The following is a 13,387-nucleotide window of genomic DNA, read 5'->3' on the forward strand; positions in this document are numbered from 1 at the left end:
GCGGCCCCCAGCCTCTTATGCACCTAGTTGCAAAACCTGGTGTCCCTCGCTAGAACAGGTCCATCACCCCCGCGCGAGGAGGCGCCCCCCATGTCCCAGAGCCGGTACCCGCACCTGCTGAGCCCCCTGGACCTCGGCTTCACCACCCTGCCGAACCGCGTGATCATGGGCTCCATGCACACCGGCCTCGAAGAGCACGAGGGCGGCTTCGAGCGCCTCGCCGCCTTCTACGCCGAACGCGCCCGCGGCGGCGCCGGCCTCATCGTCACCGGCGGCATCGCCCCCAACGACGCCGGCCGCCCCTTCGAGGGCGGCTCCCGCCTCACCACCGAGGAGGAGGCCGCCGAGCACCGGGTGATCACCGAGGCGGTGCACGCCGAAGGCGGGAAGATCGCGATGCAGATCCTCCACTTCGGCCGCTACGCCTACCACAAGGACCTGGTCGCCCCCTCTCCCCTCCAGGCCCCGATCAGCCCGTTCGTCCCGAACGAGCTCACCGACATACAGGTCGAGCGGACCGTCGAGGACTTCGTCCGCGCCGCCCGCCTAGCCAAGCTGGCCGGCTACGACGGCGTCGAGATCATGGGCTCCGAGGGCTACCTGATCAACGAGTTCATCGCCGCCGCCACCAACCGGCGCACCGACCGCTGGGGCGGGGCGTACGAGAACCGCGTCCGCTTCCCGCTGGAGATCGTGCGGCGCACCCGCGAGGCCGTGGGGGAGGAGTTCATCCTCATCTACCGCCTCTCGATGCTCGACCTGATCCCGGGCGGTTCCACCCTGGAAGAGGTCGTCCGCCTCGCCAAGGAGATCGAGGCGGCCGGCGCCACCATCATCAACACCGGCATCGGCTGGCACGAAGCCCGCATCCCCACGATCGCCACCTCCGTCCCGCGCGGGGCCTACAGCTGGGTCACCAAGCGCCTCATGGGCGCGGTGTCCGTTCCCCTCGTCACCAGCAACCGCATCAACACGCCGGAGACCGCCGAGGAACTGCTGGCCGACGGGCGCGCCGACCTGGTGTCGCTGGCCCGCCCCTTCCTCGCCGACGCCGAGTTCGTCAGCAAGGCGCGTGCCGGTGCCGCCGAGACCATCAACACCTGCATCGGCTGCAACCAGGCCTGCCTCGACCACACCTTCAGCGGCAAGATCACCAGTTGCCTGGTCAACCCGCGCGCCTGCCACGAGACCGAACTGGTCCTCTCCCCGACCAAGCTGAAGAAGCGCGTCGCCGTCGTCGGGGCCGGCCCGGCCGGACTGGCCTGTGCCGTCTCGGCCGCCGAGCGCGGCCACGCCGTCACTCTCTTCGAGGCCTCCGGGCACATCGGCGGCCAGCTGGACATCGCCCGCCGCATCCCCGGCAAGGAGGAGTTCGCGGAGACCATCCGCTACTACGGCAACCGGCTCACCGCCCACGGCATCGACCTGCGCCTGAACACCCGCGCCGACGTCGAGACCCTCCAGGGCTACGACGAGGTCGTCGTCGCCACCGGCGTCACCCCGCGCACCCCCGAGATCGAGGGCGTCGACCATCCCAACGTGGTGAGCTACCTCGACGTCCTGCGCGACGGCGCCCCGGTCGGCGAGCGCGTCGCCGTCGTCGGCGCCGGAGGCATCGGCTTCGACGTGGCCGAGTTCCTCACCGACAGCGGCGAGGGCGCCTCACAGGACCCGGCCGTCTACTTCCGCCACTGGGGCGTCGACACGGCGTACACCGGCCCGGGCGGCCTCGCCGCCCCCGAGCGGCCCGCGCCGCCGCGCCGGGTCCACCTGCTCCAGCGCAAGACCACCAAGGTCGGCGCCGGCCTCGGCACCACCACCGGCTGGATCCACCGCGCCGAACTCAAGCACCGCGGCGTCGTCTCGGTGGCCGGGGCGACGTACGACCGGATCGACGACGAGGGCCTGCACATCACCGTCGACGGCGAGCAGCGCCTGGTGGCCGCCGACACCGTCGTGCTCTGCACCGGGCAGGAGCCGCGCCGCGACCTGTACGAGGCGCTGCGCGCGTCCGGTGTCGCCGCCCACCTGATCGGCGGCGCCGACGTGGCCGCCGAACTGGACGCCAAGCGGGCCATCCGTCAGGGCACGGAGCTCGCCGCGAGCCTGTGACCCGGTAAAACCGGCGCCAACCCCCTTACGCACCAATCGTGTTGTGGCGGCCCCGGGCGGGCCGCCACAATCCCCTGATGACCCTCACACCGGCAGACGCCGACCGGATCCTCGCCGAGAGCTTCGCCCCTTGGGTGCTCGCCCTCGGCCTCACCGTCCGGGAGACCGGGGAGCGGCACGCCGTACTGCGGCTGCCGTGGTCCGAGGAGCTGGCCCGGGACGGCGGCGGGCTGTCGGGCCAGGCCCTGATGGCCGCCGCCGACACCGCCGGCGTCATCGCCGTCTGCGCCGCCCGGGGCGGGTACGGGCCGATGACCACCGTCCAGCAGTCCACGAGCTTCCAGCGGCCCGTCCTCGGCGCCGACGTGCTGATCGACGTACGGATCACCAAGCTCGGCAAACGGATGGCCTTCGCCGACATCACCATGACCGCCGAGGGCTCGGCAGAACCGGCCGCGAAGGCCTCGACGGTCTACGCACTGCTCGGGTGAGGACCCTCTCCCGCAACCGGGACTTCAACGTCTTCTGGCTCGGGCAGGCGCTGTCCGTCCTCGGCGGGTCCGTCTCCGCGGTCGCGCTGCCGCTGCTGGTGCTGGCCGCCACCGGGTCGGTCTTCCAGATGGGGCTCGTCACGGTGGTCTCCGCGGCCACCGCGGTGGTGACCGGCGCCTTCGCCGGCTACGTGGTCGACCGGGCGGACCGCCGTCGGCTGATGATCGTCTGTGATCTGGCGCGGGCCCTGCTGCTCGGGGCGGTGCCCCTGCTGTGGCCGGCCACCCACGGCGTCTGGCTGCTGTACCTGCTGACCGCGCCGGCCGGCGTGCTGAAGGGCCTCTTCGACGTGGCCTACGTGACGGCGGTACCGGCCCTGGTGCCGCCCGAGGACCTCGGCCGGGCCAACGGGCGGCTGATGAGCGCCTTCGCCCAGGGCACCCTGCTCGGGCCCGTGATCGCGGGGGCCGTCACGGCCGGCGTGGGCCCGGCCTGGGCCCTGGGGCTGGACGGCGCGACGTTCCTGGTCTCCGCCGTCAGCCTGCTCCGGGTCCGGTTCAGCCCACGGCCGGGCGACGCGGGGGAGCGGCCGGGGCCGGGCGGAGCCGCGATGCTGCGCGAGATGTTCGCGGCCGGGTTCCGGTTCCTGTGGGCGCACCCGCTGCTGCGCCCGCTGACCGTCCTGCTCACCCTGCTGACCTTCGTCACCCTCGGCGCGACCGACCTGCTGATCTACCGGGTCGAGCACGACCTGCACGAGGGCTCCGCCACCCTCGGCTACGTGATGGCGGCGAGCGGAGTGGGCACGCTCGCGGGCGCCTTCGCCGCCGGACCGCTGCGCCGGCGGCTCGGGTTCGGGGTGTGCTGGCTGGGCTCGGTCGGCGCGATCGCGGTGGCCTTCGCCGGAATCGGCGTCAGCCGGAGTGCGCCGGTCATCGCGTGGCCGGCCGCCCTGTTCATGTTCGGGCTGACCCTCGGCGGCGTCTGTTCCATGACCCTGCGCCAGGAGGTGACCCCGGCACACCTGCTGGGCCGGGTCACCTCCGCCTTCTGGACGGTGCACAACGCCTCGGGCCCGGCGGGGGCGGCCGTGCTCACCGCGCTGGCCGCCCGGCACGGGGTCCCCGCCGTCACCCTGGGCGGCGGGGCGTTCTGCCTGCTGATCGTGGGTGCGGGGCTGCTCACCCCGCTGCGCGCGAGCGGGCCCCGCGCCGGATCCGCGACCGCGCCCGCAGGGGTCTGGCCCGCGACCGGGCCCGTACGGCTCAGCCGGCTGCGGCGGCCACAGCGGGGCCGACGCCCGTGAGGCGCTCCGCCACCGCCCAGAGCCGGGCGTTGGCGGCGGGGTCCAGGGCGCGCCGGGTGATGCGGGACTCGGCCGTCGGGCCGACCAGGCCGAACAGCCCGCTCGGGCCGTAGTAGCCGCCGGCGGTCGCGTCCGGGCTCGTGGCGGCGTACAGCAGCGGTTCCGTACCCGGACCGACCTCCTGCTTCGGGAGGAAGTCCAGCTTGCTCACGAGGCCGTGCAGCCGGGAGGGCCCGCCCCGGCCGAGGCTGGCGCCGGCGGTCTGGAGGTTCGTCTTCGTGTAGCCGGGGTGGGCGGCGGTGCTGCGCAGCGGCCACTTCTGTCCGGCGGCGAGGACGGCCAGGTGGCGGGCCATCATCAGGTCGGCCAGCTTGGACTGGGCGTAGGTGAGCATCGGGACGTAACGCCGGCGCTCCCACTGGAGGTCGTCGAAGTCGAGCCTGCCGAAGTTGGCGGTGCTGCTGCTCATCGTGGTGACGCGCGGGGCGGCCGCCGTGAGCAGGGCGGGGAGCAGCCGTACCGTCAGCGCCAGCGGGCCGAGGAAGTTGCTGCCGAACTGGAGCTCGAAGCCGTCGGCGGTGGTCATCCGGGTCGGGGGAGCCATCACTCCGGCGTTGTTGACCAGCAGGTCGAGCGGGACGCCGTCGGCGAGGAACGCGTCGGCGAAGGCGGTGACCGAGGCGAGGTCGGCCAGGTCGATCCGGCGCACCTCCACCCGGGCGTGCGGATGCCGGGCCAGGATCTCGGCGCGGGCCTGCTCCCCCTTGGCGGGCGTACGCACCGCGAGCACGACGTGCGCGCCCGCCTCGGCGAGCCGGCGCGCGGCCTCCTTGCCCGTGCCGCTGTTGGAGCCGGTGACGACGGCGAGCTTTCCGGACTGGTCGGGAACGGCGTACATGACGTACTCCTCGGGGAAGTGCGATAACAGACCGACGGTCTGATGCTCGTTCCGAAGCTAGCAGACCGCTGGTCTGATAACAACAGACCGCAGGTCTGTACGCTGGTCGGGTGACCCTGCCTACGAAGTTCCAGCGCGCCCGCAGCGAGGAGCAGCGCGCCGCCCGCCGCCAGGCGATCCTCGACACGGCGGCCGCCATGCTCACGGAGATGCCGGTCGCCCAGGTGACGCTGAACGAGCTCGCGCGCCGGGTCTGCCTCGCCAAGTCGAACGTGCTGCGCTACTTCGAGTCCCGCGAGGCCGTCCTGCTGGAACTGCTCGCCGCCGCGTCCCGTGAGCTCGTCGACCACCTCGACGGCGCGCTCGCCCGGGCGGTGGCGGACGCCCCGGCGGCCGAGCGGGCCGACCGGGTCGCGGACTGCCTCGCGCGGGCCCTGGTCGACCGCCCGGTGCTGTGCGACCTGATCAGCGCCCAGGCCGCCGTACTGGAGCGGAACGTCTCCCCGCAGGTCGCCGCGGCCTACAAGCGGGCCGCCATGGCCAGCGCCACGGCCCTGGCCGGGCAGATCGCCTCCCACCTGCCGGAGTTGGGCGAGGGGGACGCCTTCCGGTTCGTCCTGTCCGCGACCATGGTCAGCGGCGCCGTCTGGGCCCACGCCCACCCCTCCGCCGCCATGCGCGCGGCCTACGAGGCCGACCCGTCGCTCGGCGCGCTGTGCGTCGACTTCGCCCCCACGCTCCGCGGGACGCTGGAGCTCCTGCTGTCGGGGCTGCTGGCGCGGGCCCGGACCTCCTGACCGCCGGACCGGCGCACGGCAACGCCCCCGCGCCGCTCGGGCATCGGGGGCGTACCGGCCGTTCGGCTGCGGCCGGGCCGGACCGGGAGGATCAGAACAGGAACGGCGTCGGAAGCGACGGGCCGGGCGACGCGGAGCGCCGCTCGGCCGAGCCGGGAGCGCTGCGGCACGTCACGTCCCGCGCCGGCAGCCGCCCCGTGGTGAGGTAGGCACCGACCGGTGCCATGACGCAGGAGGCGGGGTCGACCAGGTACACCCCGTGCCCCTCGCCGCCCTCCGCCAGCACCATCCGCGAGCCGTTCAGCGCGCGGTGCAGGCCCTGGCCGCTGACCAGTGGGGTCTGCGAGTCCCACTCGTTCTGCACCGTCAGCACCTGCGCCGGGGTCCTCATCGGCGTGGCGGCCTCGATCGGCCTCGGCCAGAAGGCGCACGGCTTGATGTTGGACGGGAAGTCCCCGTACAGCGGGTACGCGGCCTTGTCCCGGACTGTCTCCCGCTCGTACTGCTCGGGATAGCGCGGCCATTCCGTGTCCCCGCACACCACGGCCAGCAGCGCGGCCGTGCCGTTGTCCGAGGCCGGCTCCGCGGCGGGCCGCAGCAGCTTCCGCTGCGCCGGTGACAGCGCGGCCGGCCTGCCCTCGGACGCGTCCTTGAGCGCCTTGACGGCGGGAGCCGCCTGCGCGGGGTAGAAGAAGGCCGCCCGCATCGCCCGGATGTCATCACCCGTCAGCTTCGCGCCGTCGAGCGGGATCGGGTCCTTGTCGGCGCGGGCCACCAGCGCCCAGAACGTCTCCGAGACCGCCTGCGGGGTGTCGCCGAGCCCGTACTCGGCCGAACGCCGCGCCGTCCACTGCGTCCAGCGCGCGAACGCGGGCTCCGCCTCGCTCGCCCACACCTGGAACATGCCGCGCCAGATCCGCTGCGGGTCGACGCCGCTGTCCAGTACGAAGCGGTCCGTGCGGGCCGGGAACAACTGGGTGTACACCGCGCCCAGGTAGGTCCCGTACGAGTAGCCCAGGTACGAGATCTTCCGCTCGCCCAGGGCCGAACGGATCGCGTCCATGTCCCGTGCGGTGTTGCGCGTGGTGATGAAGGGCAGCACCGGGCCCGATGCCGCACGGCACTTGTCGGCCACGGTCCGCGCCCACGCCACGTCGGAGGGGAAGCCCTCCGGCCGGTAGGGCCGCAGGATGTCCTGTTCCTCCGGGGCCAGTCCGCAGCTGACCGGACTGCTCGCGCCGACCCCGCGCGGATCGAACCCGATCAGGTCGTACTGCTCCCGGACCGGCTCGGGCATCTGCTCGTTCATCTGCAGCGGCAGATCGAGTCCCGAGCCGCCCGGACCTCCGGGGTTCAGCAGCATCACGCCGTGCCGCTTCGCCGGGTTCCCGCTCTTCATCCGGGATATCGCGAGGTCGATCGTGCGCCCCGAGGGGCGGCGGTAGTCCAGCGGGACCTTGATGGCCGCGCACTCGTACGCGGCCGGCTGGTCCGCACTGCACCGGTGCCAGGCGGGTTCCTGCGCGACGAACCCGGTGTCGGGGGCGGCGGACGCCTGGGGGGCGGCCAGCAGCGGGAGGGCGGTGGCGATGAGCCCGGCTGCGGCGAGCAGCGGTGTGAGGCGTTTCATGCGCACAGGGAGGCCGTTCCTTTCGGCGGGGCGACGGTTCCCGTCCACCCTGTGGCACGCCGGCCCGGAGCGGATCCTCCCGGAGAGCTGGTCCGCGTCCTCCCCGCGAATGAAGGCAATTCCGGACAACTGGCCGACACGCCAAGCGGATTGGGTTCCCGGGCGGAGCACAGGCCGAACGCGGCACCGTACCAGCCGTACGAGGCGTTGCCCGGATCTTTGTCCGTTCGTGATGGTCCTTCCGAACGGGCACCCCGACTGGCACTAGCGTCCCTTGGCACCCAGGGAGCTCGGGTGCACACGGCGTGGCCGCCGGACACTCCGGCCATGCCGCCCCTCCCTGCCCACGCAGCAAGGAGGCACAGTGCTGTCATTCCGCCGGTCGAACGGCGCCGCCATGTCCGTCGCCTCGCGACACGTGATGGGGACGCTCATCGTCATCGGCGCCCTCGCGTTCACGCTGGTCGCGCTGCTGATCCCGGTGCAGAAGTTCGGCGGCACCGCGGCCGCGGCCGCCGCCCCTTCCGGCGACGACGACGGCGCCGGGACCATGAGCACCGCCTTCGGGCCGCTGACCGCCCAGGACCGGGACTTCGTCCGCAAGGTGCGGCTCGCCGGACTGTGGGAGCTGCCCGCAGGACGACAGGCGCAACAGCGGGCCACCCGCCCGGCCGTCCGCACCGCGGGCGAGCACCTCATCGAAGGCCACACCGCACTCGACCGCCATGTCAGGGAGGTGGGCCAGGCCCTCGGCATGGAACTGCCCGACCGGCCCAGCGCCCAGCAGCAGGGCTGGCTCGACCAGCTCGACAAGGCCCAGGGCAACGAGTACGAGCGGCTGTTCGTCCAGCTGCTGCGCCGGGCGCACGGCAAGGTGTTCGCCCTCGTCGCCCAGATCCGCGCCCAGACGCGCAACTCGATGGTGCGGGACCTGGCCACCGACGCCAACTCCACCGTTCTGGACCACATCTCGGTCCTCGAAGCCAGCGGCCTCGTCGATTTCGACGGCCTGGCGGACGTCTCGCCCGCCCCATCCACCGTTCCCCGACCGACGAAGTGAAGTGATCGCATGAGCCCAAAGGGCCACAAACGCCGACTGAGGCCGTCCCACAAGGCCCTCGCCCTCGTGTCCGCCCTGGTCCTGGGCGGCGGCGGAGTCGTGATAGTCGAACAGGCGGCCTCCGCGGGACAGGACTCGGCGCGCAAGGCGCCGGTGACCGCCACCATCGACTGCCCCGACGTGGGTGACCGGCTCCGCGAGGTACCGGACCCCGTACGCGCCGAAGTCGACCAGGACCTCGCGCAGCTGGACACCCAGATCGCCGACTCCTACCAGCGCCTCGCCACCGGCCGGGCCCAGGGCGACGCCCTGCTGAACGAGTTGAAGGGCAAGCGGCAGCAGACCATCACCGGCATGGCCGACGCCATCGGGCGGTCCGCGGCCCGTCCCGACGGGCTGGAGGCGCTCAGCGGCTGCTCGATGAAGCAGGCCGCAGCCGCCGACGCCGCTGATACCGCCGCCGAGGCGGGGGCCCCGGCCGACGCGCAAGGACTCGCCCAGGGCAAGAGCGGCGGCGGCAAGGGCAGCGGCCCGGCCCGCTCCGACTTCGTCGTCATCGGCACGGTGAAGCCCAACGTACGCAACCCCGCTCCGCAGGCGAAGGCGTCCAAGGGTTCCTTCGCCGTCCAGTGCGGACGCAACGAGAACCGCCACCTCAACCCGGACAACGTGATCGTCGCGCCGGGCGTCGGCAACGGCGCGCACCACATGCACGACTACGTCGGCAACAAGACGACGGACGGGTTCTCCACCAACAAGAGCCTCGCGGCCTCCGGCACCACCTGTACGAACGGTGACCAGTCCACTTACTACTGGCCGGTGCTGCGGCTGCGCGACGGCCAGGCGGAGAAGGACGCCAAGGCACCGGGCGGCGGCCAGGACGCCAACGTCGGCACCATCCTCCAGCCGAAGCAGGTGACGATCGACTTCAAGGGCAGTGCCACGGGACCGGTCACCGCCATGCCGCGCTTCCTGCGGATCATCACCGGTGACGCGAAGGCCCTCACCAACGGCACGGCCAACGCGAACGCCTCCTGGAGCTGCACCGGGTTCGAGAACCGCCAGCTGAAGGACAAGTACCCGGTCTGCCCCAAGGGCAGCGACGTCGTACGGACGTTCAACTTCCAGAGCTGCTGGGACGGGAAGAACGCCGACAGCGCCAACCACCGCACCCACGTGGCCTTCGCCAGCCGTGACGGCTCCTGCCCGTCCGGGTTCAAGGCCATCCCGCAGCTCGTGCAGCGGATCACCTACGCGGTGCCGCCCGGCGCGCGGTTCGCCGTGGACAGCTTCCCCGAGCAACTGCACAAGCCGGTGACCGACCACGGCGACTTCATCAACGTCATGTCGGACGGTCTGATGGCCGGCGCCGTGCGCTGCATCAACGGCGGGCAGGCCTGCCGCTGAGACCCTCGGGGCGACGCCCCCTCCCACTCCCCGCGTCGCCCCGAGAGCGGTGGCGGGGCGGACCCCCCCTAGGCCCCGCCCCCCCCCCGGGCGGGGCCCCGCGGCGGCCCGGCCCCCCCCGCAGGCCGGGGCGCGCCCCCAGTGCCGCGCACCCCCCCCCCCCGCCCGGGGGCGCCCGGTGCGCGGCCCCGGCCCGCAGCCCAGTGGGCCCGGGCACCGCGCCGTGCCGTCGCCCGGCGGCGGCACGGCCCCGACGCATGCGAGGAGCGATCGCCATGTCCGGCTCTCACCGCACCACGGCCGGTGCACCACCCGACGGCGGGGCGCCGCCCAGCGAGCGGGAACTCACCCGGCGGCTCAGGCGGTCCTACGCCCGGGGCGCCACCGACCCCTATGTCTGCGACCTGCTGTACCGGCGCCACCGCGGCGCCCTCCTGGCCTGCGCGCGTGGGTGCTGCCGCGCCCCGCAGGACGCCGAGGACCTCGTCTCCGAGGCCTTCGTCCGCACCCTCCAGGCCGTCCGGTCCGGCGCCGGGCCGCGGGACCACTGGCGCCCGTACCTGCTGGCGGTGGTCCGGCACACCGCCATCGAATGGCGGGCCGGTGACGGCCGGACCGTCCTGACCGCCGATGTCGAATCCTGGTGCCGTCCGGGGCCGGCCGGTGAGGACCCGCAGCAGCGGCTGCTGTCCGAGGAGGACCGCCGGCTGGCCGCCCGCTCCTTCCACACCCTGCCCCGGCGCTGGAAGGACGTGCTGTGGCACACCCTCGTCGAGGACGACTGCCGCCACCAGGTGCCGGCGCTGTTCGGCATCACCCCGAGCGCCGTGACCTCGCTGGCCTTCCGGGCCCGGGAAGGACTGCGCGAGGCCTACCTGTGCGCCCACCTCGGCCACGGGCCGGCCGGCGACGACCGCTGCCGGCCGTACGCCCGGATGCTCGGCGCGGCCGTCCGGCGCCGGGATGCGCCCCGCGCCGGGGGGCTCGGCCGGCACCTGGCGGGATGCCGCTCCTGCTCGCGGGCGTACGCGGAGCTGCTCGACCTGAACGCGGCAATGGCCGCGCACGCCTGCGGCCCCGGTTCCGCGCCGCGCTGACGGGGGCGGGAACCGGGGCCGCAGGCCGGAGGACTAGAGGCCGTTGACCCGGGCCATGCGGCCGGCGCCGAGCGGCGGCCGGAACTCGGCGGTCACCACGCGGGCCCGGCGGCTGACGCGCGAGTGCTGGCGACGCACCTGAGCCATCAGACGGCGGGTGCGCAGGGCCATCTCCAGCTCGAAGCGGGTGCGCGGGTCCCGCAGGCCCGTCCCGAAGAGCTTCTCCAACTGCCGCATGCGGTAGCGCACCGTCTGGGGGTGCACGCTCAGCGCCTTGGCCGCCTCCGGTGCGCCGCCGCCCTCCAGCCAGGCGAGCAAGGTCACTTCGAGCCGCTCGCTCTGGCGCGGGGTCAGGTCCGCCAGCGGCCGCAGCCAGCGCGCGGCCAGCGCGTGCGCCAGGGGTTCGTCCTGGAGCAGCAGCAGGGTGGAGAGGTGGTCGTCCACGAAGACGGCGCGGGCCTCGGCGCCGGGCCGGGCGGGGGTCAGGTTGAGCAGGCGCAGTGCCCAGCGCAGCGAGGAGGCGGTGTCCCGCAAGGCGACGGGGTGCCCGACGGCGGCGAAACGCCCGCGCAGCGCGCACTCCAACGGTCCGCGGGCGTCCGGATCGGGGGCGGGTACCAGCAGGCACGGCTGGCCGCCGACCATACCGGTGAGTGCGTCGTCCAGTACGCCCGCCAGCTGCTGCATCTCCCCGGGGGTGGCCGGTGCGACGGCGCGTACGGTGGCCGGCAGGGGCCATCCGGCCGTCGCGGCCAGTTCCGACAGGGCTATTTCAGACATGGGCATGTCACTCGTAAGGCCGGTGAAGAGCTCCCGCCGAGCCCGTTCGGCCGCGGTGCCGTGAGCCTCGGAGCGCGGTGAGGGAACGGCCTTGAGGGGCACCAGCTGCCCGCTGGCGGAAGGCTCCCGGCCGGGGCGTCCGGACTCCTGCGGGCGCTCCCCCTCGGGCTCGGAGCAGGGCTCCCGGTACCCGAGTGCGGTGAGCAGCGCCGTCTCCACCCGCTGTCTGACCACCTCTTCGTCGGTGTCCCCGATCAGTTCGCCGAATCCGGGAATGCCCTCCCGGAGCTCCTCCACGATCCCCGCGGCCAGCGCGGGCAGTTCCCTTCGCAGGACCCGGGTCCATTCGCCGCGGGGGCGGGACCAGATGCGGTTCAGCAGTTCGCACATTGTTACCTCGTTCATGCCGGGGTATGGCCTGCCCCGTGGGAGGGTGACAAGCCTGTCGGGGCCGCCTCCCTCCCCCGCCGGCGCCAGTGCCGACGGAGGAGTTCGAACGCCTCGTACTCCCTCCAGGAGCGTGCCATCCACTTGCAGTCCCGCGACCTTGCCTGGATTTTGCCGTCGGGGAGGTGTGGCGGCGGACAAGGCGTCAACCTCGTCGTGACCGCACCACTGGAAGGGAATCTTCCGGGGATGTTCGATGCGATGACTGCGCGGGCGCCAGAAATTATCACGTTTCGATAAATCCCGTGGAGGTGCTGCGAAGCTCCACGATGCTTCTGCACTCCGGCCCCCGCTCCCGGTCGGTGAGGCGCCATCTCCCGCCCGCCGCGGAGCAGTTCCGACGACTACCCCGGGCGCCGAGCGCGAGGTGGAGTGCTCGGGCCCGGGCGTATGGGAGAACCAGATGCCCTTGCCCCAGCCGCGTACGCCACGCTCTCACCGGGCCCGCCGCACCAGACGCCACGCCGGTACGGCCACCGCGGCGGCGGGACGGCGCGCCGTGCGCCGGCCGCCGCTGCTGTCCGCCGCCGGGGGACTGCACCCCGCCGCGCTGTCCGCCGCCGCCCTCGCCGGCCTCGTCTCGCTGACCGTCGCGGTCCAGGCGGGCGCCCTGGCCCGGCTGTGGGACTTCCTGGACTACGGCGCGGGCGTCCTCTCGCTCGTCTCGCTCACCTCCACGGTGCTGTGGGGCCTGGCCGCCACCGACCGCACGCTCCTGGCATCCGGCCACCGGCTCGTCGCCCAGGGGGTGCACCGCGGACTCGCCGTCGCCGGACTGGCCTTCCTCGCCCTGCACATCTGGGTCAAGGTCGCGCAGGCGCAGACCGGCGCCGCGTCCGTCGTCCTGCCGTTCGCGGACCCCGACCGGCCCGTCCTGATCGGACTCGGCACGCTCGCCGGGTACCTCTTCGTCGCCGTGGCCGTCTCGGGAGCCGCCCGCAGCGCGTTCGCCACCAAGGGCCGCTCGATCTGGTGGCGGGCCCTGCACGTGGGCGCCTACCCGGCCTGGGGCGCCTCCCTGGTCCACGGCCTCAAGGCCGGCCGCCCCGCCTCCGGTTGGGTGACGGTGGCGTACGGACTCTGCCTGGCCGGCGTCGCCGCCGTCCTCGTCGTCCGCCTGCGCGCGCGCCTGCGTGCGCTTCCGGCCCGCCCGCCCGTCGCGCCGCCGCCTCCGCCGCGCGCGCCCGGGCAGGGGCCGCCGCGCACGCCGAGGCCGTTCGTCCGCAAGCCGGCCGAATGGGCGGCCGCGCGGCTGACCGCGCGGCTGGCCCGTCAGACGCAGTCGGCCGCCGCGGGCGGGGCGCGCCCCGGTCCGCTCGGCGATGCGCCGGCCGCCGCCCGGGCGGCGGCCGGTCCGTCGG

11 protein-coding genes are annotated in these 13,387 nt (G+C 73.8%); 8 read left to right on the top strand and 3 right to left on the bottom strand.

The features are described from left to right. The first annotated feature begins 90 nt into the window (after nt 1-90). The 3 genes from ACWGH1_RS09255 (at nt 91) to ACWGH1_RS09265 (ending at nt 3,910) form a co-directional block, all read left to right on the top strand. A complete protein-coding gene (locus ACWGH1_RS09255) occupies nt 91-2,112 on the top strand; it encodes an oxidoreductase (RefSeq protein WP_453357369.1) in 2,022 nt (673 codons plus the stop codon). Nucleotides 2,113-2,189: 77 nt separating this feature from the next. Next, nucleotides 2,190-2,603, top strand: coding sequence for a PaaI family thioesterase (locus ACWGH1_RS09260; RefSeq protein WP_453408568.1), 414 nt, complete (start codon nt 2,190-2,192; stop codon nt 2,601-2,603). Further along, nucleotides 2,600-3,910 carry an MFS transporter gene (locus ACWGH1_RS09265; RefSeq protein WP_453354841.1) on the top strand — a complete coding sequence of 437 codons (1,311 nt, stop codon included), beginning with the start codon at nt 2,600-2,602 and terminating at the stop codon, nt 3,908-3,910. Before ACWGH1_RS09260 ends, ACWGH1_RS09265 begins: the two co-directional genes overlap by 4 nt. On the opposite strand, the gene ACWGH1_RS09270 is transcribed toward ACWGH1_RS09265, so the two are convergent. Next, nucleotides 3,870-4,808 (bottom strand): SDR family oxidoreductase, encoded by a 939-nt coding sequence (locus ACWGH1_RS09270; RefSeq protein WP_453408569.1) that lies wholly within the window; start codon nt 4,806-4,808, stop codon nt 3,870-3,872. The two genes, ACWGH1_RS09265 and ACWGH1_RS09270, sit on opposite strands and share 41 nt — an antisense overlap. Before the next feature lie 116 nt (nt 4,809-4,924). Between ACWGH1_RS09270 and ACWGH1_RS09275 the strand changes: the two genes are divergently transcribed. After that, nucleotides 4,925-5,605, top strand: a complete 681-nt coding sequence (locus ACWGH1_RS09275; RefSeq protein WP_453354843.1) for a TetR family transcriptional regulator — start codon at nt 4,925-4,927, stop codon at nt 5,603-5,605. Between the two features lie 91 nt (nt 5,606-5,696). Here ACWGH1_RS09275 and ACWGH1_RS09280 read toward each other — a convergent pair whose 3' ends face one another. Then, entirely contained in the window at nt 5,697-7,235 is a 1,539-nt protein-coding gene (locus ACWGH1_RS09280) for an alpha/beta hydrolase (protein WP_453354839.1), read from the bottom strand. 364 nt (nt 7,236-7,599) lie between these two features. Here ACWGH1_RS09280 and ACWGH1_RS09285 point away from each other — a divergent pair, with 364 nt between their 5' ends. The 3 genes from ACWGH1_RS09285 to ACWGH1_RS09295 all read left to right on the top strand — a co-directional run bounded on the left by ACWGH1_RS09285 (nt 7,600) and on the right by ACWGH1_RS09295 (nt 10,799). After that, the gene (locus ACWGH1_RS09285) at nt 7,600-8,295 is read left to right on the top strand and encodes a DUF4142 domain-containing protein (RefSeq protein ID WP_453354838.1); all 696 of its coding nucleotides are present in this window, start codon (nt 7,600-7,602) and stop codon (nt 8,293-8,295) included. Nucleotides 8,296-8,304: 9 nt separating this feature from the next. After that, nucleotides 8,305-9,702, top strand: coding sequence for a DUF1996 domain-containing protein (locus ACWGH1_RS09290; RefSeq protein WP_453354837.1), 1,398 nt, complete (start codon nt 8,305-8,307; stop codon nt 9,700-9,702). A gap of 275 nt (nt 9,703-9,977) precedes the next feature. After that, nucleotides 9,978-10,799: an RNA polymerase sigma factor gene (locus tag ACWGH1_RS09295; RefSeq protein WP_453408570.1), complete on the top strand. Its 822-nt coding sequence runs from the start codon at nt 9,978-9,980 to the stop codon at nt 10,797-10,799. Between the two features lie 33 nt (nt 10,800-10,832). On the opposite strand, the gene ACWGH1_RS09300 is transcribed toward ACWGH1_RS09295, so the two are convergent. Continuing rightward, nucleotides 10,833-11,984 (bottom strand): PucR family transcriptional regulator, encoded by a 1,152-nt coding sequence (locus ACWGH1_RS09300; protein ID WP_453408571.1) that lies wholly within the window; start codon nt 11,982-11,984, stop codon nt 10,833-10,835. A gap of 445 nt (nt 11,985-12,429) precedes the next feature. Here ACWGH1_RS09300 and ACWGH1_RS09305 point away from each other — a divergent pair. Continuing rightward, on the top strand, nt 12,430-13,387 hold a 958-nt coding region (locus tag ACWGH1_RS09305; protein WP_453408572.1), incomplete at its 3' end, for a hypothetical protein.

This window comes from Streptomyces sp. NPDC054883 (assembly GCF_053610645.1).

Bases quoted from the DNA above. Each gene is read 5' to 3' on its own strand.
- ACWGH1_RS09255 (WP_453357369.1), top strand. From the start codon at position 91: ATGTCCCAGAGCCGGTACCCGCACCTGCTGAGCCCCCTGGACCTCGGC.
- ACWGH1_RS09260 (WP_453408568.1), top strand. From the start codon at position 2,190: ATGACCCTCACACCGGCAGACGCCGACCGGATCCTCGCCGAGAGCTTC.
- ACWGH1_RS09270 (WP_453408569.1), bottom strand. From the start codon at position 4,808: ATGTACGCCGTTCCCGACCAGTCCGGAAAGCTCGCCGTCGTCACCGGC.
- ACWGH1_RS09280 (WP_453354839.1), bottom strand. From the start codon at position 7,235: ATGAAACGCCTCACACCGCTGCTCGCCGCAGCCGGGCTCATCGCCACC.
- ACWGH1_RS09290 (WP_453354837.1), top strand. From the start codon at position 8,305: ATGAGCCCAAAGGGCCACAAACGCCGACTGAGGCCGTCCCACAAGGCC.
- ACWGH1_RS09295 (WP_453408570.1), top strand. From the start codon at position 9,978: ATGTCCGGCTCTCACCGCACCACGGCCGGTGCACCACCCGACGGCGGG.
- ACWGH1_RS09300 (WP_453408571.1), bottom strand. From the start codon at position 11,984: ATGAACGAGGTAACAATGTGCGAACTGCTGAACCGCATCTGGTCCCGC.